Source organism: Bacillus sp. A01H, from assembly GCF_045277205.1.
In the GTDB taxonomy this organism is placed as follows: domain Bacteria; phylum Bacillota; class Bacilli; order Bacillales; family Bacillaceae_G; genus Bacillus_A; species Bacillus_A paranthracis.
The window spans coordinates 4,231,394-4,255,724 of sequence record NZ_CP117702.1 but is presented as its reverse complement, the minus strand read 5'-3'; the positions used below and the strand labels follow the sequence as shown (position 1 = coordinate 4,255,724).

Annotated in this window: 25 protein-coding genes; 23 read left to right on the top strand and 2 right to left on the bottom strand. The window is 36.7% G+C overall.

Going from position 1 to position 24,331, the window contains the following annotated elements; translation table 11 throughout:
* The first annotated feature begins 86 nt into the window (after positions 1–86).
* The 21 genes from PSR14_RS22525 to PSR14_RS22425 all read left to right on the top strand — a co-directional run bounded on the left by PSR14_RS22525 (position 87) and on the right by PSR14_RS22425 (position 19,883).
* Positions 87–836 carry a 16S rRNA (uracil(1498)-N(3))-methyltransferase gene (locus PSR14_RS22525; protein ID WP_074540577.1) on the top strand — a complete coding sequence of 250 codons (750 nt, stop codon included), beginning with the start codon at positions 87–89 and terminating at the stop codon, positions 834–836.
* 6 nt (positions 837–842) lie between these two features.
* A complete protein-coding gene (gene mtaB / locus PSR14_RS22520; protein ID WP_000108677.1) occupies positions 843–2,195 on the top strand; it encodes a tRNA (N(6)-L-threonylcarbamoyladenosine(37)-C(2))-methylthiotransferase MtaB in 1,353 nt (450 codons plus the stop codon).
* 394 nt (positions 2,196–2,589) lie between these two features.
* Entirely contained in the window at positions 2,590–2,763 is a 174-nt protein-coding gene (gene rpsU / locus PSR14_RS22515; protein WP_000048061.1) for a 30S ribosomal protein S21, read from the top strand.
* A gap of 15 nt (positions 2,764–2,778) precedes the next feature.
* Entirely contained in the window at positions 2,779–3,222 is a 444-nt protein-coding gene (locus tag PSR14_RS22510) for a GatB/YqeY domain-containing protein (protein ID WP_000054571.1), read from the top strand.
* Between the two features lie 107 nt (positions 3,223–3,329).
* Positions 3,330–3,623 carry a sporulation protein YqfC gene (yqfC, locus tag PSR14_RS22505; protein ID WP_000732266.1) on the top strand — a complete coding sequence of 98 codons (294 nt, stop codon included), beginning with the start codon at positions 3,330–3,332 and terminating at the stop codon, positions 3,621–3,623.
* 296 nt (positions 3,624–3,919) lie between these two features.
* Complete coding sequence (yqfD, locus tag PSR14_RS22500) at positions 3,920–5,119, top strand: sporulation protein YqfD (RefSeq protein ID WP_000792485.1); 1,200 nt, start codon at positions 3,920–3,922, stop codon at positions 5,117–5,119.
* Between the two features lie 3 nt (positions 5,120–5,122).
* The gene (locus PSR14_RS22495) at positions 5,123–6,082 is read left to right on the top strand and encodes a PhoH family protein (RefSeq protein ID WP_000840516.1); all 960 of its coding nucleotides are present in this window, start codon (positions 5,123–5,125) and stop codon (positions 6,080–6,082) included.
* A gap of 193 nt (positions 6,083–6,275) precedes the next feature.
* Positions 6,276–8,420 carry an HD family phosphohydrolase gene (locus PSR14_RS22490; protein ID WP_000946450.1) on the top strand — a complete coding sequence of 715 codons (2,145 nt, stop codon included), beginning with the start codon at positions 6,276–6,278 and terminating at the stop codon, positions 8,418–8,420.
* A complete protein-coding gene (gene ybeY / locus PSR14_RS22485; RefSeq protein ID WP_000054692.1) occupies positions 8,417–8,887 on the top strand; it encodes an rRNA maturation RNase YbeY in 471 nt (156 codons plus the stop codon). Before PSR14_RS22490 ends, ybeY begins: the two co-directional genes overlap by 4 nt.
* Positions 8,884–9,237, top strand: a complete 354-nt coding sequence (locus PSR14_RS22480; protein ID WP_000715482.1) for a diacylglycerol kinase family protein — start codon at positions 8,884–8,886, stop codon at positions 9,235–9,237. Before ybeY ends, PSR14_RS22480 begins: the two co-directional genes overlap by 4 nt.
* Positions 9,238–9,336: 99 nt before the next feature.
* The gene (locus PSR14_RS22475) at positions 9,337–9,735 is read left to right on the top strand and encodes a cytidine deaminase (protein WP_001014347.1); all 399 of its coding nucleotides are present in this window, start codon (positions 9,337–9,339) and stop codon (positions 9,733–9,735) included.
* Complete coding sequence (gene era, locus PSR14_RS22470; RefSeq protein WP_001080241.1) at positions 9,728–10,633, top strand: GTPase Era; 906 nt, start codon at positions 9,728–9,730, stop codon at positions 10,631–10,633. The genes PSR14_RS22475 and era overlap by 8 nt, the downstream gene beginning before the upstream one ends.
* A 176-nt stretch (positions 10,634–10,809) precedes the next feature.
* Positions 10,810–10,953: a YqzL family protein gene (locus PSR14_RS22465; protein ID WP_000883924.1), complete on the top strand. Its 144-nt coding sequence runs from the start codon at positions 10,810–10,812 to the stop codon at positions 10,951–10,953.
* A gap of 33 nt (positions 10,954–10,986) precedes the next feature.
* Complete coding sequence (gene recO / locus PSR14_RS22460) at positions 10,987–11,733, top strand: DNA repair protein RecO (RefSeq protein ID WP_000487010.1); 747 nt, start codon at positions 10,987–10,989, stop codon at positions 11,731–11,733.
* Between the two features lie 107 nt (positions 11,734–11,840).
* Complete coding sequence (locus PSR14_RS22455; RefSeq protein ID WP_000583759.1) at positions 11,841–12,473, top strand: helix-turn-helix transcriptional regulator; 633 nt, start codon at positions 11,841–11,843, stop codon at positions 12,471–12,473.
* Between the two features lie 29 nt (positions 12,474–12,502).
* Complete coding sequence (locus tag PSR14_RS22450; RefSeq protein ID WP_000368943.1) at positions 12,503–13,315, top strand: pyruvate, water dikinase regulatory protein; 813 nt, start codon at positions 12,503–12,505, stop codon at positions 13,313–13,315.
* 851 nt (positions 13,316–14,166) lie between these two features.
* Positions 14,167–15,963: a DNA primase gene (gene dnaG, locus PSR14_RS22445; protein ID WP_000528216.1), complete on the top strand. Its 1,797-nt coding sequence runs from the start codon at positions 14,167–14,169 to the stop codon at positions 15,961–15,963.
* A 59-nt stretch (positions 15,964–16,022) separates the two neighbouring features.
* Complete coding sequence (gene rpoD / locus PSR14_RS22440; protein ID WP_000764060.1) at positions 16,023–17,150, top strand: RNA polymerase sigma factor RpoD; 1,128 nt, start codon at positions 16,023–16,025, stop codon at positions 17,148–17,150.
* A 385-nt stretch (positions 17,151–17,535) separates the two neighbouring features.
* Positions 17,536–17,892, top strand: coding sequence for a cytochrome c550 (gene cccA / locus PSR14_RS22435; protein ID WP_000828145.1), 357 nt, complete (start codon positions 17,536–17,538; stop codon positions 17,890–17,892).
* 165 nt (positions 17,893–18,057) lie between these two features.
* Positions 18,058–18,765 (top strand): tRNA (adenine(22)-N(1))-methyltransferase TrmK, encoded by a 708-nt coding sequence (locus PSR14_RS22430; protein ID WP_001006536.1) that lies wholly within the window; start codon positions 18,058–18,060, stop codon positions 18,763–18,765.
* Complete coding sequence (locus tag PSR14_RS22425; RefSeq protein ID WP_000036211.1) at positions 18,762–19,883, top strand: Nif3-like dinuclear metal center hexameric protein; 1,122 nt, start codon at positions 18,762–18,764, stop codon at positions 19,881–19,883. Before PSR14_RS22430 ends, PSR14_RS22425 begins: the two co-directional genes overlap by 4 nt.
* 41 nt (positions 19,884–19,924) lie before the next feature.
* Here the strand turns inward: PSR14_RS22425 and PSR14_RS22420 are convergent, their stop codons facing one another.
* A complete protein-coding gene (locus tag PSR14_RS22420; protein WP_000706669.1) occupies positions 19,925–20,875 on the bottom strand; it encodes a 4-hydroxy-3-methylbut-2-enyl diphosphate reductase in 951 nt (316 codons plus the stop codon).
* 89 nt (positions 20,876–20,964) lie between these two features.
* A complete protein-coding gene (gene vrrA / locus PSR14_RS22415) occupies positions 20,965–21,702 on the bottom strand; it encodes a VrrA/YqfQ family protein (RefSeq protein WP_000484140.1) in 738 nt (245 codons plus the stop codon).
* A 180-nt stretch (positions 21,703–21,882) separates the two neighbouring features.
* On the opposite strand from vrrA, the gene PSR14_RS22410 reads away from it, so the two are divergent.
* The gene (locus tag PSR14_RS22410) at positions 21,883–23,193 is read left to right on the top strand and encodes a DEAD/DEAH box helicase (RefSeq protein WP_098487085.1); all 1,311 of its coding nucleotides are present in this window, start codon (positions 21,883–21,885) and stop codon (positions 23,191–23,193) included.
* Positions 23,194–23,423: 230 nt separating this feature from the next.
* Entirely contained in the window at positions 23,424–24,320 is an 897-nt protein-coding gene (locus PSR14_RS22405; protein WP_000912469.1) for a deoxyribonuclease IV, read from the top strand.
* The last annotated feature ends 11 nt before the right edge of the window (positions 24,321–24,331 follow it).

Sequence of the window (24,331 nt, the reverse complement as noted above, 5' to 3'; positions counted from 1 at the left end):
CGTTTGTTATATGAAAAATGATAACGTTTCGTTCTTTTCGTAAGTATTGGCTTACGAAAGGAACGAAACTCTACTAAGGTGATTATATGCAACGTTATTTTGTAGAAGAGAAATATGTAAATGAGACAAGTATTCGCATTGTAGGTGATGACGTACATCATATAGCAAGAGTGATGCGTATGTCAGCTGGTGATCACATTTATTGCTGTGTAAACGGAAAAACAGCCGTATGTTCAATTGATGAAATTACCAGTGAATTTATTCATACGGCTATTGTAGAATGGGTAGAGACGTCAAGTGAACTTCCTGTTTTCGTGACGATTGCAAGTGGACTGCCGAAAGGAGACAAGCTAGAGTTAATTTTTCAAAAAGGAACTGAGCTTGGGGCAGCTGCATTCTTACCATTTCAAGCATCTCGCTCTATCGTAAAATGGGATGCGAAAAAAGCTGATAAAAAAGTTGAGCGTTTAAGAAAAATTGTGAAAGAAGCTGCGGAACAATCACATAGAAGTGAAATTCCAGAAGTACACGCCCCAGCATCGTTTAAACAATTGCTGTCAATGAGTGGTGAGTATGATGTTTGCCTTGTTGCTTACGAAGAGGAAGCGAAACAAGGCGAGAAATCTAATTTTGCGAAAGCTTTAACGATGATGAAACCAGGTCAAAAGCTATTGATTGTATTTGGCCCAGAAGGCGGTTTAGCTGAGGAAGAGATTACAGCGCTTCGTGAACATAAATTTGTACCATGTAGTTTAGGACCAAGAATTTTAAGAACAGAAACGGCGCCTTTATACGCGTTAAGTGCTGCTTCGTATCATTTTGAATTGATGGGGTGATGATCAATGTCAACTGTTGCGTTCCATACGTTAGGTTGTAAAGTAAACCACTATGAAACAGAAGCCATTTGGCAATTGTTTAAACAAGGTGGATATGAAAGAACTGAATATGAAAAGAAAGCTGATGTATATGTTATCAATACATGTACAGTAACAAATACGGGAGATAAGAAAAGTCGTCAAGTTATTAGACGTGCTGTTCGTCAAAACCCAGATGCGGTTATTTGTGTAACGGGATGTTATGCACAAACATCTCCAGCGGAAATTATGGCGATTCCAGGTGTAGATATTGTAGTTGGTACACAAGATCGTGAAAAGATGTTAGGATACATCGAAGAATTCCGTAAAGAGCGTCAGCCAATTAATGCTGTCCGCAACATTATGAAAACACGTGTATACGAAGAACTGGATGTACCTTACTTCACGGATCGTACACGTGCATCTTTAAAAATACAAGAAGGTTGTAATAACTTCTGTACATTCTGTATTATTCCTTGGGCGCGTGGTTTAATGCGTTCTCGCGATGGGAAAGAAGTTATTAAACAAGCGCAGCAATTAGTAGATGCAGGCTATAAGGAAATCGTATTAACAGGTATTCATACAGGTGGATACGGTGAAGATATTAAAGATTATAACTTAGCTGGATTACTTCGTGATATGGAAGCGGAAGTAGACGGATTAAAACGTCTTCGTATTTCTTCTATTGAAGCGAGTCAGATTTCAGATGAAGTAATTGAAGTGTTAGATAAGTCTGAAGTAGTTGTACGTCACTTACACATTCCGTTGCAATCTGGATCTAATACTGTATTAAAGCGTATGCGTCGTAAATATACGATGGAATTTTTCCAGGAGCGCTTAGATCGTTTGAAAGAAGCGTTACCAGGTCTTGCGATTACATCAGACGTAATCGTTGGTTTCCCAGGTGAAACAGAAGAAGAATTCATGGAAACATACAATTTCATTAAAGAGAATCGCTTCTCTGAGTTGCACGTATTCCCGTACTCAAAACGTACAGGAACACCTGCAGCGCGTATGGAAGATCAAGTTCCTGAAGATGTGAAGAATGATCGTGTTCACCGTTTAATTGAACTATCTAATCAATTAGCGAAAGAGTATGCATCACAGTTTGAAGGAGAAGTACTTGAAATTATTCCAGAAGAACAATTTAAAGAGGGCGACCGTGAAGGCCTATATGTAGGTTATACAGATAACTACTTGAAAATTGTATTTGAAGGATCAGAAGAATTAATCGGTAAATTAGTGAAAGTAAAAATCACAAAAGCTGGTTATCCATATAACGAAGCGCAATTTGTTCGTGTCCTTGAAGATGATGTGAAAAAGGAATCAGCAAGCGCATAAAGTGAAACTTTAATGAGCGTGGGATTCATTCCCCGCTCATTATTAGCCCGCACCAATCGGGATAAAAAAGCATGCAAACGGAAACGATTTGCATGCTTTCTTTTTTAGTGGAGAAGTTAAGTACTGAAAATGTACGAAATGAGTAGTTTTTCCGTACGTTTCTGCATGAAAAAAGGTATAATGACAAAAATATAGTTGCCTTCAGGGGAAAAGATAACAGCTATCTGCATAGTTTTTGAAAAAGGAAGAGCATCTATTCTTCTTTTATTCTGTCAAATAGTTGACCTGAAGTGATAAAATGTATTATAATCGTAAAAGACATGCTGAAGAAGTGTTTCTTTTTGCATGCTGGAGTTAGTATGTAAGTGTGATGTTTCGGAGGGAGGGAAAGAGAATGTCAAAAACAGTCGTTCGTAAAAACGAGTCTTTGGAGGATGCACTTCGCCGTTTTAAAAGATCGGTTTCTAAAACTGGTACACTTGCTGAAGCAAGAAAGCGCGAGTTTTATGAAAAACCAAGTGTAAAACGTAAGAAGAAATCTGAAGCGGCAAGAAAGCGTAAATTCTAAGAGAGGGTGTAAGTTATGAGTCTTCTCGGTCGTTTAAACGATGATATGAAACAAGCGATGAAGAATAAACAAAAAGAAAAATTAACCGTCATTCGTATGGTTAAGGCTGCTTTACAAAATGAAGGTATTAAACTACAGCATACTCTTACTGAAGAAGAGGAACTAACAGTTTTAGCTCGTGAAGTAAAACAGCATAAGGACTCCCTCCTTGAATTTAAAAAAGCTGGTCGTGAAGACCTTGTTAATAAACTGCAAAGTGAAATTCAGATTTTAAGCGCATATTTGCCGGAGCAATTAACGGAAGAAGAGCTAGTTGATATAATCAAGCAAGTTATTTCTGAGGTTGGTGCGACGTCTAAAGCAGATATGGGTAAGGTGATGACTGCTGTTATGCCGAAAGTAAAAGGTAAAACAGATGGATCGCTTGTGAATAAGCTGGTTATCCAGCTATTAGCATAAAAAAACGTCTCATTTCGTATGAGACGTTTTTTTATGCTTTTTTCAGTTTGGACGTGATATTACAAGCTCTTTTTTCATACATATGGGATGAGAGGGGGTCTTTTGGGATGAAAAAATTAGAACAAATGAAGAATTGGTTAACGAAGCAAATAGACCTACCAGTGGATGTGCTAATGGATCTACCTCGGATCACGCTTGTTGGGCAAGTGCATATCTATATAGAAAATCATCGAGGTTTATTAGTGTTTTCAGATAAAGAAGTAAGGTTGTTGTTAAAGCATGGTCAGTTATTAATTAAGGGGCAGTCCTTTGTTATTAAAACAATCCTTCCGGAAGAACTTTTGCTTGAAGGGATAATTGAGCAAGTGACGTTTTTAGAAGACGAACAGAAAGAGAAGTAAGGGAAACTTCCGTATGTGAAGTTTTTCTTCTTTATTCTAATGATTTGTCCCTACTATTTAAGTTTATCCCGCTTTAATGGGCAGTAAGCCCCCGCCTCAAAATTCAGCGAAAGCAAAGAAGTTAGGTGGGGGTCGGGCTATCCATTAAAGTCCAATTGGTGAGGGCTGATTAAAGTCTCACTTTATCCCGCTATTTATGGAAAATAAAACTCTTTATTTCATTTTCGTACGAGCTATTTTGCTAATTAAAGTGAAAAGTAGTGTGTCTACTTTTGGAAAGGTAGTGAAGGTAGTAGATGAAAAATAAATGGTTTATAAAGTGGCTTGGATATGTGAAGGTACGAATTGAAGGTAGAGGAGCGGAGCGGTTTGTTAACGAATGTGTGCGTAGAAAATTATTAGTTTGGGACGTTAAGAAAATCGCCGATGAAACGTTAGTCTTTTGTATGCTATTACGAGATGTGAAAAAAATAAAGCCGATTTATAGAAAAAATGAGTGTAAACTATATTTTATTGGGCGTTACGGTTTTCCATTTTGGAATAAGCGCTTAATTAAAAATAGTGGATTCTTAATTGGTTTTTTAATTTTCTTCTTTGGTATGATTGCATTATCGAATATGGTTTGGAAAATTGAAATTACGGGAGCGAAACCTGAAACAGAATATATATTGATGAAAGAATTGGACAAAATGGGTATTAAAAAAGGAAAATTACAATTCCAAATGCCTAGTGTAGAAGATGTACAACGTCATTTGACGGACAATATTAATGCGATTACTTGGGCAGGACTAGAAGTAAGGGGAACGACGTACCATTTTAAAATTGTTGAAAAAAATGAGCCGAAAAAAGAAAAAGAACAAAGGCCGCAAAATTTAGTGGCAAAAAAAGAAGCGATTGTTACAAAAACATTTGTTGAAGTTGGAAAACCAGTCGTTTTAAAAAATGATCATGTAGAAAAAGGGCAGCTTCTCGTATCAGGGATATACGGTAATGAGGAGAGTCCAACCATTGTTTCGGCGAAAGGTATTGTATATGGAGAAACGTGGTACACCTCTGAGGTGAATGTACCACTCAAGACGCAATTTCAAGTATATACTGGTAATACGTATAATGAGCATTACCTTACATTTGGGAGTACAAAAATAAAAATATGGGGATTTCAGCATGATAAGTATAAACGTTCTCGTACGGAAAGTGTAAAACATGATGTGAAATTATTTGGTTTTACACTGCCGATTGCATATGAAAAAGATGTAGTGCGAGAAGAGGAAGAGGCGAACCGAGAATATACAGAAAAACAGGCAATGAAAGTAGCGAAAGAAATGGCCGAAAAAGAACTAAAGAAAAAATTGGATGAACATGCTATGATTGTAAGTGATAAGATTTTGAGTAAAGAGGTTGAGGCGGATCAACTAAAAGTCACTTTGCATTATACTGTGATTGAAAATATTGCAGAGCCACAACCAATATCCGAATCCGATATTCAAGGAGACTGAGTAATGGCAGAACAATTAGTAGAAATGAACCAACAATTGGAAAATACTAACGAAGCAATCGCTCTTTTTGGAGTCAATGATGCTCATTTGAAAGTAATTGAACGGGAACTGAATGTATCAATCGTAACTAGAGGTGAAACTGTTCATGCATCTGGAGCAGTTGAAACTGTGACACTCGTAGAAAAAATCTTACAACAACTACTTGTTGTTATTCGAAAAGGTGTGTCAATTACAGAAAGAGATGTTGCGTATGCAATTCAGCTCGCACAACAAGGGAAAATTGCTCAATTTGAAGAGTTATATGAAGAAGAAATCTTTAAAACGGCAAAAGGTAAATCCATTCGTGTAAAAACGATGGGACAAAGAAGATATATTCATGCAATGAAGAAAAATGATATTGTATTTGGAATAGGACCTGCCGGGACTGGGAAAACATACTTAGCTGTAGTAATGGCTGTAAGAGCTTTAAAGCAAGGGTATGTAAAGAAAATCATTTTAACGAGACCGGCTGTAGAAGCTGGAGAAAGTTTAGGATTTTTACCAGGTGATTTGAAAGAGAAGGTAGATCCGTACTTACGTCCATTGTATGATGCTCTGCACGATATTCTTGGACAAGAATATACGCAGCGTATGATGGAGAGAGGTGTAATTGAAATCGCGCCTCTTGCTTATATGAGAGGACGTACGCTCGATGATTCATTTGTTATTTTAGATGAAGCGCAAAATACAACGGGTGCACAAATAAAAATGTTTTTAACTAGATTAGGTTTTAGTTCTAAAATGGTTATTACGGGGGACCCTTCACAAGTAGACTTACCAAAGGGGGTAAAATCAGGGCTTACGCTAGCCGCTAACATTTTATCTGGTGTATCAGGTCTTTCATTCATTACGTTAGAACAAACGGACGTTGTAAGGCATCCACTGGTACAACGTATTATTGAGGCATATGATAAAATGGAATGATCCTATTTGTCAGGATCATTTCTTTTTGTATTAAGGTTGGCGAACGGCATATTTTTTACTATCATAAAAGATAAGAGAAATAAACTATAGGTACTGGTGTATAAAAATGTTACCTAAAAGTATCGTTGGCTAGAAGAAATGAAAGCTATAAATAGTTTCACTTTATTTCTAGAGAGGAGAAGGTATTGAAATCATGTTAAGATCTCAAGAAATTTCTAAGTGGTTTCGTAATTTACAACATTCGAAAAAACTAAGTTGGATTTCTTACGTTTTATTAGGAGCAGTGCTGTTTTTCGCACTTATGAATAATGTGAAACCAGAGCAATTAGATGTTGATATGTATTCTATTGCGAAAAAAACAATTCATTCTCCTATTAAAATTGAAGATAAGGTTATAACGGAAAGAAAAAAACAAGAGGCCGCTCAAAAAGTCGGGGATCAATATACATATAGAAGTGAATATAAACAAAATAGAGTAGATATTGTAAATGATGTTTTTGCTAAGGTGAATGAAGTAATTCAGGAGATGAAAGCTGCTGGACCTGAAGAGCAAAAAAAGATGACCGATGCGAATAAATTAGAAAAGTTGAAGAAGAAGTTGCCATCTAATTTAACGAAGGAATTATCGGATGAGAATTTATTATACTTTATTAATGCAGAACCGGATCAATTAGAATTAGCAAAGAATGCGGCTTTAACGTCTGTTAGCGTTATCATGGGTGGAAATATTAAAATGTCCGAAGAAATGGCAGCGAAAGAGCGATTTGTTAATGAAATGAAAAGCCTGAATGTGAATAGCGGATTGAAAGAAGCTGTGAATGCGCTAGGATCATATGCGATTACAGCAAATTATTTCTATGACCCGGCTGTAACGAAAGAGAAGAAGAAAGCAGAAGAAGATTTAGTTCCACCTGTTTATATTCTTCAAGGACAAGTTATTGTTAGAGAAGGTGAAACAATTTCAAGTGATATGTATAATCAGTTGAAATTAGTCGGTTTATTAGAAAAAGGTAATAGTTTTCAGCCTTATGTTGGATTAGCGGTGCTCATTGGTGTGTTACTATACTTTATGCATAAACAGTTTGAAGTATTTTTACAGCGGAAAAGAGAAGACAAACCGTACATTTTAGCGTATATTACAATTTTGTCTATCACGATTGTTTTAATGAAAATTATTAGTTTGTTTCAAAAGCTTGAATATGCAGGAATTGCGTATGTTGTCCCAGTTGCGATGGGAACGATACTTGTAAAACTAATGATTGGCGATCGATTTGTATTTTTAACAAGTATGATTTTTTCTGTGTGCGGAAGTATTATGTTTAATGAAGGAGTAACAAGTACACTAAATTATAGTGTAGGCATTTATGTGTTATTAAGTTCATTATCAGTGAGCATTTTCTTAAGAGAAAAAAATCGTCGTACGATGATTTTACAAGCTGGTATACTCGTTTCAATCTTAAATGTAGTCGTCTTGGCGGCGTTATTATTATTACGTAATGGGAATTTTTCGCCTCTTGAAATTGGTACCCAATTATTAATGGCTTCCCTTTCAGGAATTATCTCATCCGTTTTGGCTATGGGGATATTACCATATTTAGAAAGTGGACTTGGAATTGTATCAAGTATGAAGCTTATGGAATTATCAAGTCCGAATCATCCGCTGTTGCGTAGAATTTTATTAGAAGCGCCAGGGACATATCACCATAGTGTAATGGTAGCGAATCTTTCTGAGGCGGCTTGTGAAGCAGTTGGAGCAAATGGTGTATTAGCGCGTGTAGGGGCTTACTATCATGATGTAGGAAAAACAGTACAACCACAATTCTTTATTGAAAACCAGATGGGAATTGAAAATCCGCATGATAAATTAGATCCTGTGACGAGTAAAGATATTATCATTGCTCATGTAACCGATGGAGTAAAGATGCTCGAAGAATACCATATTCCGCAAGAAATTATCGATATTGCTGGACAACACCATGGTACAACGCTCCTGAAATATTTTTATTATAAGGCGATTAAAGAAGATAAAGAAAAATATACAGAAGAGATGTTCCGTTATCCGGGATCAAAAGCAACTTCTAAAGAATCGGCAATCGTTGGTATTGCGGATAGTGTTGAGGCAGCGGTACGTTCTATGAATCACCCAACGCCAGATCAAATTAATAATTTAGTACAAAGTATTATTAAAGATCGCCTGCAGGATGGGCAATTTAGTGAATGTGATTTGACATTTAAGGAACTACAAATCGTTGGAAAAACGTTATGTGAAACGTTAAATGGTATTTTCCATTCGCGTATTACATATCCGGAACCACCGGAAGATAAGGAGAAAGAATGAGTTTATTAATTGATTTCATTGATGAAACAGAAGAAGTGAAAGAAGAGTATGTGAATTTAATTCGTGAGATATTAGGAAAAGCAGCTCAAATGGAAAAAATAGAGGATGGTGCAGAGTTATCAGTAACATTTGTAGATAACGAACGCATTCGCGAGATTAATCGTGATTACCGAGATAAGGATCAGCCTACTGATGTCATTTCTTTTGCTATGGAAGAAATGGGAGAAGGAGAAATGGAAATTGTAGGTGTAGAGATGCCGCGTATGTTAGGTGATCTTATTATTTCTATTCCGAGAGCGAAAGAACAAGCTGAAGAGTATGGACATTCTTTTGATCGTGAACTTGGCTTTTTAGCGTTACATGGCTTTTTACATTTACTTGGTTATGACCACATGACAGAAGAGGATGAAAAAGAAATGTTCGGAAGACAAAAAGAAATTTTAGAAGCATTTGGATTAGGACGATGAAAAAAGGAAAACTTATAGATAGTTTTGGGTATGCTATAGTCGGTATATTCTTTTGTCTTCGTCATGAACGAAATATGAAAATTCATTATTTAGCCGCAGTTGTTGTTATATGCTGCGGCTTTTATTTCCATATTACAAAAGTAGAATGGATGGTATTACTTATTGTAATAGGAATTGTAATGAGTTTAGAGATGGTAAATACGGCTGTGGAAAAAACAGTAGATTTAGCGACTACCGATATACATCCGTTTGCGAAAGTCGCAAAGGATGTCGCGGCGGGAGCGGTTTTATTGTTTGCGATAATAGCCGTTATAATTGGTGCTATTATCTTTTTACCGTATGTGGTATAGTTGCATTCCAAAGCTTTTCTTAAGCTTTGAAGGTGCCGTAAAGGCCTTTAATAAGAGAGTGTATCTATTCACAGCTGTGAACAGGAAGGATGCGGGAATATGAATGGTCAACAATTAATTCAAGAAGCAATCGAAGCGCGTAAACAAGCGTACGTACCATATTCTAAATTTCAAGTAGGTGCAGCATTATTAACGCAGGATGGAAAAGTATATCGTGGATGTAATGTTGAGAATGCTTCATATGGCTTATGTAACTGTGCAGAAAGAACAGCTTTATTTAAGGCGGTTTCTGAAGGAGATAAAGAGTTTGTAGCTATCGCAATTGTGGCGGATACGAAGCGTCCAGTACCTCCTTGTGGAGCATGTCGACAAGTTATGGTAGAATTATGTAAACAGGATACGAAAGTATACCTATCAAATTTACATGGTGACGTTCAAGAGACAACAGTCGGGGAATTGTTACCAGGAGCATTTTTAGCGGAGGATTTACATGAATAGAAAAGGTTATAAATCAGGTTTTGTCTCTATTATTGGCAGACCGAATGTTGGGAAATCTACATTTTTAAATCGTATTATTGGTCAAAAAATTGCTATTATGAGTGACAAGCCACAAACAACTCGTAATAAAATTCAAGGTGTATATACAGAAAATGATTCACAAGTAATTTTTATTGATACACCAGGAATACATAAACCGAAACATAAACTAGGCGACTTCATGGTGAAGATGGCGCAAACGACATTAAAAGAAGTTGATATCGTTCTATTTATGGTGAATGCTGTTGAAGGCTTTGGTCGTGGTGAAGAATTCATCATCGAGAAGTTAAAAGAAACGAAACAACCAGTATTTTTAGTTATTAATAAAATTGACCAAGTTCACCCAGAACAATTATTAGAGCTAATTGATCAATATCGCAAATTACATGACTTTGCAGAAATCGTACCAATTTCTGCATTAGACGGTAATAACGTAGAGGCCCTAATTGGTACAATTAAAAAGTATTTACCGGAAGGACCACAATACTACCCAGATAATCAAGTAACGGATCATCCGGAGAGATTTATTATTGCAGAGCTTATTCGTGAGAAAGTACTACATTTAACACGTGAAGAAGTGCCGCATTCTGTAGCTGTTGTTATCGATGCAATTCAAAAACGTGAGGGCGGGGCAGTTTATATTAATGCAACGATTGTTGTGGAACGTCCGTCGCAAAAAGGGATTATTATCGGAAAACAAGGGAAGATGTTAAAAGAAGTCGGTAAGCGAGCTCGTTTTGATATTGAAGCATTACTTGGTTCTAAAGTATTTTTAGAAGTATGGGTAAAAGTGCAAAAAGATTGGCGTAATAAAATGTCTCAGCTTCGTGACCTTGGTTTCCGCGAAGACGAGTATTAAAATAGAGTAAAGCTGTAATCAGCGGATGTTTTGTTCATCCGCTGATTATTGGTTTTTACGAGTTTTGATAAATTAGGAAAAATTTTTCTCACATGAAAATGGACAAAATGGGTCAATTTAATAACAACAAAGGAAATTGGTTTATAGGCTACGCTTATTGAGAAAGGTGGATTCTTATGCTAGATTTTACCTGGAAGTTTTTCTCCAAAACAGGAAGCATTGAGACGTATTTGCTTTTGAAAGAAATGGAAAAAGACGTAAACGATGAGATGGATCAACATGAAGAGGAGCTAGCGCATCTAGACTCTCCAATTTCTTGACCCGTTTTGTTCAAACCTTGGATGGTGACGAACATGTTTCAAAAAGTTGAGGGCATCGTTATCCGTACGACAGATTACGGAGAAACGAACAAGATTGTTACAATATTCTCAAGAGAATTGGGTAAGGTAAGTGCAATGGCAAGAGGAGCGAAAAAACCGAAAAGCCGGTTAGCATCTGTTTCGCAACTTATGACACATGGTCATTTTCTTATTCAAATGGGATCTGGACTTGGAACTTTGCAACAAGGCGAGATTATTTCAACTATGAAAGAAATTCGCGAGGATATATTTTTAACTGCTTATGCATCATTTATTGTTGAGTTAACTGATAAAGCAACAGAAGATAAAAAACATAATCCATATTTATTTGAAATGTTATATCAAACGTTGCATTATATGTGTGAGGGTGTTGATCCAGAAGTATTATCATTAATTTATCAAACGAAAATGCTTCCGGTATTAGGGATGCGCCCGTACTTTGATACATGTGCGATTTGTCATCAAGAAACAGATTTTGTCGCCTTCTCTGTTAGGGAGGGCGGTTTTCTGTGCTCACGTCATGCTGAGCAAGATCAGTATCGTATACCAGTGGGGGAAGCCGTTCATAAATTATTACGTCTTTTCTACCACTTCGATTTACATAGACTTGGCAATGTATCAGTGAAGGATAGCACAAAAAAACAAATGCGTTTAGTATTGAATACATATTATGATGAATATTGCGGGATTTATTTGAAATCAAGACGTTTCTTAGAACAACTTGATAAGTTTCAAATATAATTTGGGGCCGTATACGGTCCTTTTTACATCCTTTCTTTTTCGAATAGCATATTTAGTATATAATATTTAAGAGATAGTATAACTTTTTTCGTTGTGCATTAAAGGTGGTGATTATCATAGAGCTGAATAAACGGCAAGAACATATCATTCAGATTGTAAAAGATCACGGTCCTATTACAGGGGAGTCAATTGCTGCGCAATTGGGATTAACACGTGCAACGCTAAGACCAGACTTAGCAATTTTAACGATGGCTGGTTATTTAGAAGCACGTCCACGCGTAGGTTATTTTTATACGGGTAAAACTGGGGGGCAGTTATTATCTGAAGCTGTTAAGAAAATTAAAGTACAAGATTATCAATCTAGACCGGTTGTAATTGATAAAAATGTATCGGTATACGATGCGATTTGTACTATGTTTTTAGAGGATGTAGGTACATTATTCGTTGTAGATCAATCGACTCTATTAGTAGGCGTTGTATCTCGTAAAGATTTATTACGAGCTAGCTTAGGGAAGCAGGATTTAACCTCACTTCCGGTTAATATTATCATGACAAGGATGCCAAACATTGCGATGTGTCGTAGAGAAGATTCTTTATATGATATTGCGATGGAATTAATAGAAAGACAGATTGATGCGATGCCAGTTGTAAAAGATACGAAACAAGGTTTAGAAGTGGTTGGACGAATTACAAAAACAAATATTACACGTGCGTTTGTAAACTTAGTAAATAACGAATAAGTGTAATTTGTTTAAAGTGAGGTAATGTAATGGATAATAAAATCGTATATGTCGTATCTGACTCTGTAGGAGAAACGGCTGATTTGGTTGTTCGAGCAGCAATGGGGCAATTCCCATTTGCTCCTGATATTAGACGTGTGCCGTATGTAGAAGATACAGGGACATTAAAAGAAGTGATTTCGATTGCTAAGAGCAATCAAGCACTTATTTGTTTTACGTTAGTAAAGCCTGACATGCGCCAATATTTAGTGACAGAGGCTGCAAAAGAAGGTGTAGAGGCATATGATATTATTGGTCCTCTAATCGATCAAATTGAAGAAATTACCGGGCAAGTGCCTAGATATGAGCCTGGTGTTGTTCGTAGGTTAGATGAAGAATACTTTAAAAAGATTGAAGCGATTGAGTTTGCTGTGAAGTATGATGATGGTAGAGATGCACGTGGTATTTTAAAAGCAGATATCGTGTTAATTGGGATTTCGCGCACATCAAAAACACCACTTTCTCAATATTTAGCTCATAACAAACGTTTGAAAGTTGCCAACGTACCACTAGTACCAGAAGTAGATCCGCCTGAAGAATTATATCAAGTGGCTAAAGAAAAATGCTTTGGTTTGAAAATTACGCCAGAGAAGTTAAATCATATTCGAAAAGAGCGATTGAAATCACTTGGACTAAGTGATGGAGCAACATATGCCAATATTAATCGTATTAAAGAAGAGATTGATCACTTTGAGAATGTAGTTAGTAAAATAAATTGTCAAGTAATTGATGTATCGAACAAAGCGATTGAAGAAACAGCTAACATTATTGTGAATGCAGTGCAAAACCAAAAAATGTTTTAGCACATTTACCAAAGGTGAATGTGCTTTTTTCGCTCGTGAGAAACACAGTGCCTGCTGATTTCGTAATAGATGATAGCGAAGTGGTTATGCTTATATTTTTCGGTCTTTTTATTATGCTAAAGGTAGGGTTTCGCTATCCTGAAATAGAAGATGAAAAAATAAAGGGATATGTAGCGTAGTTGAAGAAAATATATTATAATAAAAAATTGTGATAAAAACCTATATTTTACGTTTAGACTTTAATTTTTCAGAATAAACTAGGGATAGGATTTAAGAAATGACATGTAATTACGTTAAATCGACAAAATCTATACAAGAAAACGCACATTATGGAAGGATTCGCAGAAGGGATGTAGAATACAGAAATATGCAAAACATCAATATGGTATGAGTTGATGCAGATGCATATACTGTGAAGGCTGACAATTGTGCGAGCTGGAACGAAAGTTCATGTCAAAATTTTGTTTGTCACATCGTATGCTCATCGTTTAAGGAAGTAGCGAGGGAATTTGGATCTATGTAGATGCTGAATAAGCAAAAGTTGATTTCTTTATATGTATCAACATGCAAAAAACAGATCTCGTGATCACATAGGATATGATGCTTGCTAGTCTTCTTATGAAAAAGTGCATATGTATTGTCTCCATGAGGTACATTTGTAATAGATGAGCAAATGGATACAATTTTATATAGTAGGTACGTATCTGCGAAGTTACGCAGAAAAGGGTCTGCAAAATCGCTTGATAACGTGATCGACAACATTTTCTAATAAGTTTAGAAAAAATATTGTCGAATTATAAAGGAATTTTTTAATTTATATCGAATACAAAATACGACACGGAGATGGAGTTATGGGGAACAGAATTCCTGAAGAAGTTGTTGAACAAATTCGGACATCATCCGATATTGTCGAAGTGATTGGTGAATACGTTCAACTTAGAAAACAGGGACGTAACTATTTCGGCCTTTGTCCGTTTCATGGTGAGAATTCTCCTTCATTCTCTGTTTCATCTGACAAGCAAATTTTTCATTGCTTCGGATGTGGAGAAGGTGGAAATGTATTTTCCTTTCTAATGAAAATGGAAGGACTGGCTTTTACCGAAGCTGTTCAAAAGCTAGGTGAAAGAAATGGAATTGCGGTTGCAGAGTATACATCAGGGCAAGGACAACAAGAAGACATATCTGATGACACTGTCATCATGCAACAGGCTCATGAACTTTTGAAAAAGTATTATCATCATTTATTAGTAAATACAGAAGAAGGAAATGAAGCACTTTCGTATTTGTTAAAACGTGGTATTACAAAAGAGATGATTGAGAAGTTTGAAATTGGTTATGCGTCACCTGCTTGGGATGCAGCAACGAAAATCTTACAAAAAAGAGGTTTATCGCTATCAAGTATGGAACAAGCTGGTCTTCTCATAAGAAGCGAGAAGGATGGTAGTCATTATGATCGCTTCCGTGGAAGAGTTATGTTTCCAATCTATACGTTACAAGGTAAAGTGATAGCGTTTAGTGGAAGGGCATTAGGAGATGACACTCCGAAATATTTAAATAGCCCAGAAACACCAATTTTTCACAAAAGTAAATTGTTGTATAACTTCCACCAAGCGAGGCCGTTTATTAGAAAACGTGGGCAAGTGGTCCTTTTTGAAGGGTATGCTGACGTACTAGCTGCGGTAAAAAGTGGTGTGGAAGAAGCTGTTGCGACAATGGGAACAGCTTTAACTGAAGAACAAGCAAAACTTCTGCGACGTAACGTTGAAACTGTTGTTCTTTGCTATGATGGTGATAAAGCAGGGCGAGAAGCGACGATGAAAGCAGGGCAATTATTGTTGCAAGTTGGTTGCCAAGTGAAAGTTACATCCTTGCCAGATAAGCTTGATCCTGATGAATATGTGCAACAATATGGGACAACTGCTTTTGAAAATCTTGTGAAATCAAGTATAAGTTTTGTTGGTTTTAAAATAAATTATTTGCGTTTAGGGAAAAATTTGCAAGATGAGTCGGGCAAAGAAGAGTATGTGAAAAGTGTTTTAAAAGAGTTATCGTTGTTACAGGATGCGATGCAGGCAGAATCATATTTGAAGTCATTATCGCAAGAATTTTCGTATTCAATGGAAACACTTTTGAATCAATTGCACCAATATCGCAAAGAACAAAAGGTACAGCAAAAACAAGTAAAGCAGGTTTCTAAGCCGTCTCAAATTGTTCAAACAAAACCGAAGTTAACAGGTTTTGAAAGGGCAGAAAGAGAAATTATTTACCATATGTTGCAAAGTCCAGAAGTGGCCGTTCGTATGGAATCCCACATAGAAGATTTTCATACAGAAGAACATAAAGGGATTTTATATGAACTATACGCATATTATGAAAAGGGAAATGAACCTTCAGTCGGAACATTTTTAAGTTGGCTCTCTGATGAAAAGTTGAAAAATATTATTACTGATATTTCGACGGATGAATTTATTAATCCAGAATACACAGAAGAAGTGTTACAAGGCCATTTGGAGACGCTTAGACGTCATCAAGAAAAACTTGAAAAGATGGAAATCATCTTCAAGATAAAACAAATGGAAAAAACAGATCCTGTAGAGGCTGCTAAATATTATGTAGCATATTTACAAAATCAAAAAGCGAGAAAATAGCTTTTTTGATAAATTTTTAGTATAATGAATGTTTGTATCTCGCGTAAGGAGGGGAACAGATGGCTGACAAACCAGCTCGTTCTAAACAAATTGAAACTGAAATGACCCTTGAGCAAGTGAAAGAACAACTCACTGAGCTCGGAAAAAAACGTGGCGTTCTTACATATGAAGAGATTGCAGAACGCATGAATGGATTTGAAATTGAATCCGATCAAATGGATGAATACTATGAATATTTAGGTGAACAAGGGATTGACTTAGTTGGCGACAATGACAACGACGAAGGCCCTAATAATCGCCAAATAGCAAAATCGGAAGAAGAATTCGACCTCAATGATTTAAGTGTACCACCAGGGGTTAAAATCAACGATCCTGTTCGTATGTATTTAAAAGAAATTGGTCGTGTAGATTTACTATCTGCAGAAGAAGAAATTCGACTTGCAACGCGTATTGAAGAAGGCGATGAAGAAGCGAAACGTCGTCTTGCAGAAGCAAACTTACGTCTTGTAGTAAGTATTGCAAAGCGCTACGTGGGCCGTGGTATGCTTTTCTTAGACTTAATCCAAGAAGGGAATATGGGTCTAATTAAAGCGGTTGAAAAGTTCGATTATCGTAAAGGTTTCAAATTTAGTACGTATGCAACTTGGTGGATTCGCCAAGCAATTACACGTGCGATTGCAGACCAAGCAAGAACAATTCGTATCCCAGTTCATATGGTTGAAACGATTAATAAGTTAATTCGTGTACAACGTCAATTATTACAAGATTTAGGACGTGAACCATCTCCTGAAGAGATTGGTGAAGAAATGGATCTTGCTCCAGAAAAAGTACGTGAAATCTTGAAAATTGCACAGGAGCCAGTTTCTCTTGAAACACCGATTGGTGAAGAAGATGACTCCCATTTAGGTGATTTCATTGAAGACCAAGAAGCAACATCGCCTGCGGACCATGCAGCGTATGAATTGCTAAAAGAACAATTAGAAGATGTGTTAGATACACTAACAGATCGTGAAGAAAATGTTCTACGTCTTCGTTTTGGTTTAGATGATGGACGAACTCGTACGCTTGAAGAAGTTGGGAAAGTATTCGGCGTAACGAGAGAACGTATCCGTCAAATTGAAGCAAAAGCACTTCGTAAATTGAGACATCCAAGCCGTAGTAAGCGTCTTAAGGATTTCTTAGAATAGGCTACCTTTAAGTTTACTTCACTTTTGTGAAGTAAACTTTTTTATTTTGTTAATTTTTGTTAAACTTTAGCTGTCAGCAACGATTACAATTTCTTGTAATTTATTTTACAGAATTGTCTTTTGATTTGCAAATGCTCATTTTTCGATTTTTCGATTAATTTTGTTTATTCTATACAAAAATATATGTAGAAAAGTGAAAAATATGATGAGAAACGTTAATAATTATCGAAATAATAAGCGATATAACAATAAAAAACAATAAACTGAATTTATGGAATATTTTTAACGATTAGTAGTTTACTCTTTTCTGATAGAGCGTTTTCAAGTACAATGGAAATGACTGAATCATCTAACTATTTAGGGGTATAGAGGGGGGAGAAGAGATATGAAACGTAATCCGCTGATTCCGTTCGCTCTTATTGCAGCATTGGGTATTATCGTTATGTTTGTATTTTCATTTCAGGGGCTAAATAAATCTAAAGAGTTAGCTGATGCAAAAAATGGCGGGAAGCCAGCACAAACAGCATCCAAGCCAGAGGATATTGTGAAGCAAAGCTGTACGAGCTGCCACGGTGATCAGTTACAAGGGGCGGTAGGACCTAATTTACAAAAAATTGGTGGGAAACTTTCAAAGGATGAAATTAAAGAAATTCTTTCGAAAGGAAAAGGAAATATGCCACCGAATATAGTTCCAGCTGATCAAGCCGCTAAAGTAGCTGATTGGTTATCGAAGAAAAAATAAAGTTCCGTATGACAAGCCTTTTGCTTAAGCAAAAGGCTTGTTTTTCTATATTTTCTAAAATACGATGAATGATAGAGAAGTGAATTGTTGTTATAGGCTTGCAACAACTACTATAAATTCATTATCATGGAGACAGACTGACAAGAGAAGGAGTAATGGAAATACATGAATGAAGTAAAGCTTTCAAAACGATTAGAAGAAGTTGTGCGTGAAATACCAGTAGGATCTACAGTTGCCGATATTGGATCGGATCATGCGTATTTACCGTGTTATACAATTATAAATAATATTGCTACTAAAGCAGTTGCTGGAGAGGTTGTAGATGGACCATTTCGCTCTGCGCAGGCAACTGTAGCTGAAAGTGGCTTACAAGATAAAGTAGATGTGCGTAAAGGGAATGGATTAGCTGTTATCGCGCCAGGAGAAGTAGATGTAATTACGGTTGCCGGAATGGGCGGAGCGTTAATTCGTGATATTTTAGAAAGTGGTAAAGAAAAATTAGAAGGTGTAACACGTTTAATCTTACAGCCGAATATTGCAGCGCATCACATTCGTGAATGGTTTATTGCGAATGGATGGGAGCTTATCCATGAAAAAATCGTAAAAGAAGATGGGAAAATTTACGAGATTTTAGTAGGGGAGCGAGGAAATATCACGGTTCCTTACTCTGAAAATAAACAGGCTGAATTATTTATGGGACCATTTTTAATGAAAGAAAAAAGTGAAGCTTTCGTTGAAAAGTGGGAAGGAGAATTAAAAAACTTCCAAAATATTTTAAAGCAGTTAGAACGTGCGGCTGATTCTGAAGAAACAAAAGCGAAGCGTGCGGAAGTAGAAGCGAAAATGAAAATGATAGGGGAGGTTTTATCATGAGTAAAATTCCAAATGGCCATGAAATTATTTCGTTATTTGAAAGTATGTATCCGAAGCATTTGGCGATGGAAGGAGATAAGATTGGCTTGCAGATTGGAGCGCTTAATAAACCCGTGCAGCACGTATTAATTGCGTTAGATGTAACGGAAGAAGTTGTGGATGAAGCAATTCAATTAGGAGCGAATGTCATTATTGCGCATCATCCTTTAATTTTTAACCCGCTAAAAGCGATTCATACAGATAAGGCATATGGGAAAATTATTGAAAAGTGTATTAAAAATGATATTGCAATCTATGCCGCACATACAAATGTGGATGTTGCTAAGGGCGGGGTAAATGATTTACTTGCTGAGGCGTTAGGATTGCAAAATACAGAAGTTTTGGCACCGACATATGCAGAAGAAATGAAAAAAATTGTTGTGTTTGTGCCTGAAACTCATGCAGAAGAAGTACGAAAAGCATTAGGAGACGCAGGTGCTGGTCATATCGGCAATTATAGTCACTGTACGTTTAATAGCGAGGGTACAGGTACGTTTGTACCTCAAGAGGGGACAAATCCTTATATCGGGGAAACTGGACAGTTAGAGCGCGTAGAAGAAGTGCGGATCGAAACGATTATTCCAGCTTCACTACAACGAAAAGTGATTAAAGCAATGGTAACAGCACATCCATATGAAGAAGTAGCCTATGATGTGTATCCACTTGATAACAAAGGTGAAACGTTAGGGCTTGGAAAAATAGGGTATTTACAAGAAGAAATGACACTTGGACAGTTTGCGGAACATGTAAAGCAATCGTTAGATGTAAAGGGTGCGCGAGTTGTTGGGAAATTAGATGATAAAGTGCGCAAAGTAGCTGTACTTGGTGGCGATGGTAACAAATACATCAATCAAGCTAAATTTAAAGGTGCGGATGTATATGTAACAGGTGACATGTATTATCATGTTGCCCATGATGCGATGATGCTCGGTTTAAATATCGTCGACCCAGGACATAACGTTGAAAAGGTAATGAAGCAAGGTGTACAAAAGCAATTACAAGAAAAAGCAGATGCAAAGAAACTGAATGTACATATTCATGCTTCGCAGTTACATACAGATCCATTTACATTTGTATAAGAAAAATAAAAAACCGTTGCTCATATAGGCAACGGTTTTTATTATTGTTCTTTTTTCACTTTTACACGAGGTAATATTTTTTGTAACGGTACTTTTCGAACTCTTTCCCATGTAGCAGGATTCATTGGGTCATATTGCTCTAAGAAAGCGATAACCTCTTTTGTAATTGGTGTTGGAGTAGAAGCGCCTGCTGTAACAGCTACGTTCTCGACACCTTGTAGCCATTCTAATTTGATTTCACTTACGTCCGCAACGCGGTATGCTTTCGTACCAGCGATTTCTTGCGATACTTGTGCTAAACGGTTTGAGTTATTACTTTTCGGGTCACCAACAACAATTGTTAAGTCTGCAACATCAGCTTGTTTGGCAACCGCTTCTTGGCGAACTTGAGTTGCTAAACAAATTTCCTTATGGAACTCTGCTGTTGGGAATTTCTTCTGAATGTCCTCCATTAAATGTTGAACATCCCATTGACTCATCGTTGTTTGATTTGTAACTAAAATTTTATCCGTTGGAATTTCTAATGTTTTTAAATCATCGGCTCTTTCGATAAGATGAACGATGTCAGGTGCGATACCAACTGCGCCTTCTGGTTCTGGATGATTTTTTTTGCCAATATAAATGACATGGTAACCTTCAGCTTTCTTTGCTTCAATAAGGTCATGTGTTTTTGTAACATCTGGGCAAGTGGCATCGATTGTTGTTAAACCTTTTTCTTTTGCACGTTGTTTAACTTCTGGAGAAACACCGTGTGCAGTGAAAATAACAGTACCAGAATCGATTTTATCTAAAATGTCTAATCGACTTGGACCATCTAGTGTGATGATGCCATCTTCTTCGAACGCATCTGTTACATGTTTGTTGTGAACAATCATACCTAAAATATAAATAGGTCTTGGTAATGATGTATCTAATGCGGCGTTACGTGCAATAACCATCGCGTCCACAACACCGTAGCAATAACCACGAGGGGAAATTTTAACAATTTTCATACGAGTAATCCTCTCCTTCTAAACAAGGGATACTTTTGTGCATAGTCTTTTACATTATAAAGGAGGAGTGGATAGAAAACAAAGGATTGTTACACATATAGTTTTGGTTTTGTTGCTATTTTTTGAACAGGCTCCTCTCGTACTTCTTTTTCTATGACTGGCTCAATCACCATTTTTTTTCTTTTTCTTTTTTTGGATGGAGGATGTGGAGTTGCTACCTCAACCTTTTCTGTTACGTCTTCAGTTTGATCTTCGGTTGGATTTTCTTCCGTACTTTTTCCAGAGGTTAGAATTTTAACAATGCTTGGTAGGTTACGCATAATGGGACCGTACTGTTCGACGACAGGGCTTACAGATTGAACGACTTGTGATACTTTTTCGATATTATTTATCATATTAGTTGGATTCGAAATTAAATTCGAAAAAAAACTACCGATGCCGCTACTTGATGTGTCTGTATTTGCTGCACCGCCGCGCGTGTCGTTTGATTCATACATTTGAGGAGGGATCATTTGCTCGGGATGTTGCTGCATGTATGGTTGATATTGCTGTTGATATTGTTGCGGGTATTGGTGTTGGTATTGTTGCTGATATTGCTGTCGATATTGAGGTGGCGGTTGCTGGTGCATCATTGGCGGTCCTTCCATTTGTCGATAAGGCGGAACCATTTGCATGAAAGCTTCGGTTGGATCGTGTTTTTTAAAGAGTTTAGCAAGAAATCCTTTCTTTTTTTGTGCCATCGGTGGTAGTTGTGGAATTGGATATGGTGTATAAGGTTGCTGCCCTGGATTTGGATACATTTGCCTCATGGGGGATTTTGGAAACATGTGAGAAATCCTCCTTTCTTCAGTTAGGTATATACACATACAATATGCAATAAGAGGGAAGAAGGTTAGTTTTTGAAGTAAAAACCTAAACTAAAGATGGATTTTACTTGTAGATTTCGATATAATGTAGACTTGACTGATTTGTGCGCGCAGTAGAAATTTAGAAAGAAGGTGTAACTTATGACACAACAAACTTTTACACAGTATGATTTTAAACCATTTTTAATAGATGCAGTTCGTGAACTACGCTTTACAGAGCCGACAGGAATTCAACAGAAAATTTTCCCGGTCGTGAAAAAAGGTGTAAGTGTAATTGGACAATCCCAAACAGGTTCTGGGAAAACACATGCATACTTACTTCCTACATTGAACAGAATTAACCCAGGTCGTGAAGAAGTACAACTTGTTATTACAGCGCCTACTCGTGAGTTAGCACAACAAATTTACGAAGAAATCGTGAAATTAACAAAGTTCTGTGCGGAAGATCAAATGATTACAGCACGTTGTTTAATTGGTGGAACTGATAAACAACGATCAATTGAAAAGTTGAAAAAACAACCTCATATTGTAGTTGGAACACCAGGACGTATTAAAGACTTAGTAGAAGAACAAGCACTGTTTGTTCATAAAGCAAATACAATTATTGTCGATGAAGCAGACTTAATGCTTGATATGGGATTCATTCATGATGTAGATAAGATTGCAGCACGCATGCCTAAAAACTTGCAAATGTTAGTTTTCTCTGCAACAATTCCTCAAAAACTAAAACCGTTTCTGAAGAAATACATGGAGAATCCAGAGCATATTCATATCAATCCAAAACAAGTTGCGGCTGGAAATATCGAGCATTATTTAGTGCCTTCTAAACATCGTAACAAAATTGATTTAGTGAAAAGAATGTTGCTACAATTTAAGCCGTATTTAGCAGTTGTTTTCACGAATACGAAGAAAATGGCAGATCAAGTTGCTGACGGATTAACGGAACGCGGCTTAAAAGTTGGACGAATTCACGGAGATTTATCACCTCGTGATCGTAAAAAAATGATGAAACAAATTCGTGACCTTGAATTCCAATATATTGTTGCAACTGATTTAGCAGCTCGTGGTATTGATATTGAAGGAATTAGTCATGTTATTAACTACGAACTTCCAGCAGATTTAGATTTCTTCGTTCACCGAGTGGGAAGAACAGCACGTGCAGGCTATTCAGGTATTGCAGTGACGATTTATGATCCAGCAAACGAAGAAGCGTTAGATAGTTTAGAAAAACAACGTCATATCGAGTTTAAACATGTAGATTTACGCGGAGATGAGTGGGCGGATTTAGGTGAACGTCGTCGTCGTAAGAGCCGTAAAAAACCAAATGATGAACTTGATGTTATGGCAACGAAAGTTGTTAAAAAACCGAAAAAAGTAAAACCAAACTATAAACGTAAACTTGCAACAGAACGTGACAAAGTGAAAAGAAAATATAGCAATAAAAAAAGATAAGGGATTTCCCTTATCTTTTTTTATCCAGCTATTTGTGAGAGCCGTAATCAATATGGATAGAAAATATTGATTAAAGTTTCGCTTCATCTAGATAATGTAAATGAAGAGTATAGTCTGTTTAAATAGTCGTATAAATTTATGTAGTGCGTTTTTTGTGAACAAACAATTCACTACATATTTCTACAAATTATGCTATCATTATATCTATTGTATATTGAAGAGGTGATTGTATGTTAAAGATTGGATCTCATGTTTCTATGAGTGGTAAGAAAATGTTATTAGCAGCAAGTGAAGAGGCTGTTTCATACGGTGCAACGACGTTTATGATTTATACAGGTGCACCGCAAAATACGAGAAGAAAACCAATTGAAGAATTGAATATAGAAGCAGGAAGAAAACATATGGAACAAAACGGTATCGAAGAGATTATCGTACATGCGCCATATATTATTAATGTTGGAAATACGACGAAGCCAGAAACATTCCAATTAGGTGTAGATTTCCTTCGTATGGAAATTGAAAGAACATCAGCATTAGGTGTGGCAAAACAAATCGTTCTTCACCCAGGTGCGCACGTTGGTGCAGGGGCAGACGCTGGTATTCAACAAATTATTAAAGGGCTGAATGAAGTATTAACGCCAGATCAGACGGTGAACATTGCGTTAGAAACGATGGCAGGAAAAGGAACAGAATGCGGCCGTAGCTTTGAAGAAATTGCAAAAATTATTGATGGTGTAACATATAATGAAAAACTATCGGTATGCTTTGACACGTGTCATACGCACGATGCAGGATATGACATTGTAAATGACTTTGACGGTGTATTAAACGAATTTGATAAGATTGTTGGTATCGATCGTTTACAAGTACTTCATATTAATGATAGTAAAAATGTACGCGGCGCAGGAAAGGACCGTCATGAAAATATCGGTTTCGGTCATATCGGTTATAAAGCATTGCATCATATTGTGCATCATCCGCAATTAATGCACGTACCAAAAATTCTGGAAACACCATATGTAGGTGAAGATAAAAAGGACAAGAAGCCGCCATATAAATTGGAAATCGAAATGCTGAAAAATGGTACTTTTGATGAAGGACTTCTTGAGAAAATTAAAGCGCAATAGGCAATAAGGAG

Coding starts and splice junctions, on each gene's coding strand:
- PSR14_RS22465 (WP_000883924.1), top strand. CDS start 10,810: ATGCTAGATTTTACCTGGAAGTTTTTCTCCAAAACAGGAAGCATTGAG.
- PSR14_RS22405 (WP_000912469.1), top strand. CDS start 23,424: ATGTTAAAGATTGGATCTCATGTTTCTATGAGTGGTAAGAAAATGTTA.
- PSR14_RS22450 (WP_000368943.1), top strand. CDS start 12,503: ATGGATAATAAAATCGTATATGTCGTATCTGACTCTGTAGGAGAAACG.
- PSR14_RS22490 (WP_000946450.1), top strand. CDS start 6,276: ATGTTAAGATCTCAAGAAATTTCTAAGTGGTTTCGTAATTTACAACAT.
- vrrA (WP_000484140.1), bottom strand. CDS start 21,702: ATGTTTCCAAAATCCCCCATGAGGCAAATGTATCCAAATCCAGGGCAG.
- PSR14_RS22410 (WP_098487085.1), top strand. CDS start 21,883: ATGACACAACAAACTTTTACACAGTATGATTTTAAACCATTTTTAATA.
- rpoD (WP_000764060.1), top strand. CDS start 16,023: ATGGCTGACAAACCAGCTCGTTCTAAACAAATTGAAACTGAAATGACC.
- cccA (WP_000828145.1), top strand. CDS start 17,536: ATGAAACGTAATCCGCTGATTCCGTTCGCTCTTATTGCAGCATTGGGT.
- mtaB (WP_000108677.1), top strand. CDS start 843: ATGTCAACTGTTGCGTTCCATACGTTAGGTTGTAAAGTAAACCACTAT.
- PSR14_RS22475 (WP_001014347.1), top strand. CDS start 9,337: ATGAATGGTCAACAATTAATTCAAGAAGCAATCGAAGCGCGTAAACAA.
- PSR14_RS22525 (WP_074540577.1), top strand. CDS start 87: ATGCAACGTTATTTTGTAGAAGAGAAATATGTAAATGAGACAAGTATT.
- PSR14_RS22430 (WP_001006536.1), top strand. CDS start 18,058: ATGAATGAAGTAAAGCTTTCAAAACGATTAGAAGAAGTTGTGCGTGAA.
- ybeY (WP_000054692.1), top strand. CDS start 8,417: ATGAGTTTATTAATTGATTTCATTGATGAAACAGAAGAAGTGAAAGAA.
- PSR14_RS22510 (WP_000054571.1), top strand. CDS start 2,779: ATGAGTCTTCTCGGTCGTTTAAACGATGATATGAAACAAGCGATGAAG.
- PSR14_RS22425 (WP_000036211.1), top strand. CDS start 18,762: ATGAGTAAAATTCCAAATGGCCATGAAATTATTTCGTTATTTGAAAGT.
- PSR14_RS22420 (WP_000706669.1), bottom strand. CDS start 20,875: ATGAAAATTGTTAAAATTTCCCCTCGTGGTTATTGCTACGGTGTTGTG.
- recO (WP_000487010.1), top strand. CDS start 10,987: ATGTTTCAAAAAGTTGAGGGCATCGTTATCCGTACGACAGATTACGGA.
- yqfC (WP_000732266.1), top strand. CDS start 3,330: ATGAAAAAATTAGAACAAATGAAGAATTGGTTAACGAAGCAAATAGAC.
- yqfD (WP_000792485.1), top strand. CDS start 3,920: ATGAAAAATAAATGGTTTATAAAGTGGCTTGGATATGTGAAGGTACGA.
- dnaG (WP_000528216.1), top strand. CDS start 14,167: ATGGGGAACAGAATTCCTGAAGAAGTTGTTGAACAAATTCGGACATCA.
- PSR14_RS22495 (WP_000840516.1), top strand. CDS start 5,123: ATGGCAGAACAATTAGTAGAAATGAACCAACAATTGGAAAATACTAAC.
- PSR14_RS22480 (WP_000715482.1), top strand. CDS start 8,884: ATGAAAAAAGGAAAACTTATAGATAGTTTTGGGTATGCTATAGTCGGT.
- era (WP_001080241.1), top strand. CDS start 9,728: ATGAATAGAAAAGGTTATAAATCAGGTTTTGTCTCTATTATTGGCAGA.
- rpsU (WP_000048061.1), top strand. CDS start 2,590: ATGTCAAAAACAGTCGTTCGTAAAAACGAGTCTTTGGAGGATGCACTT.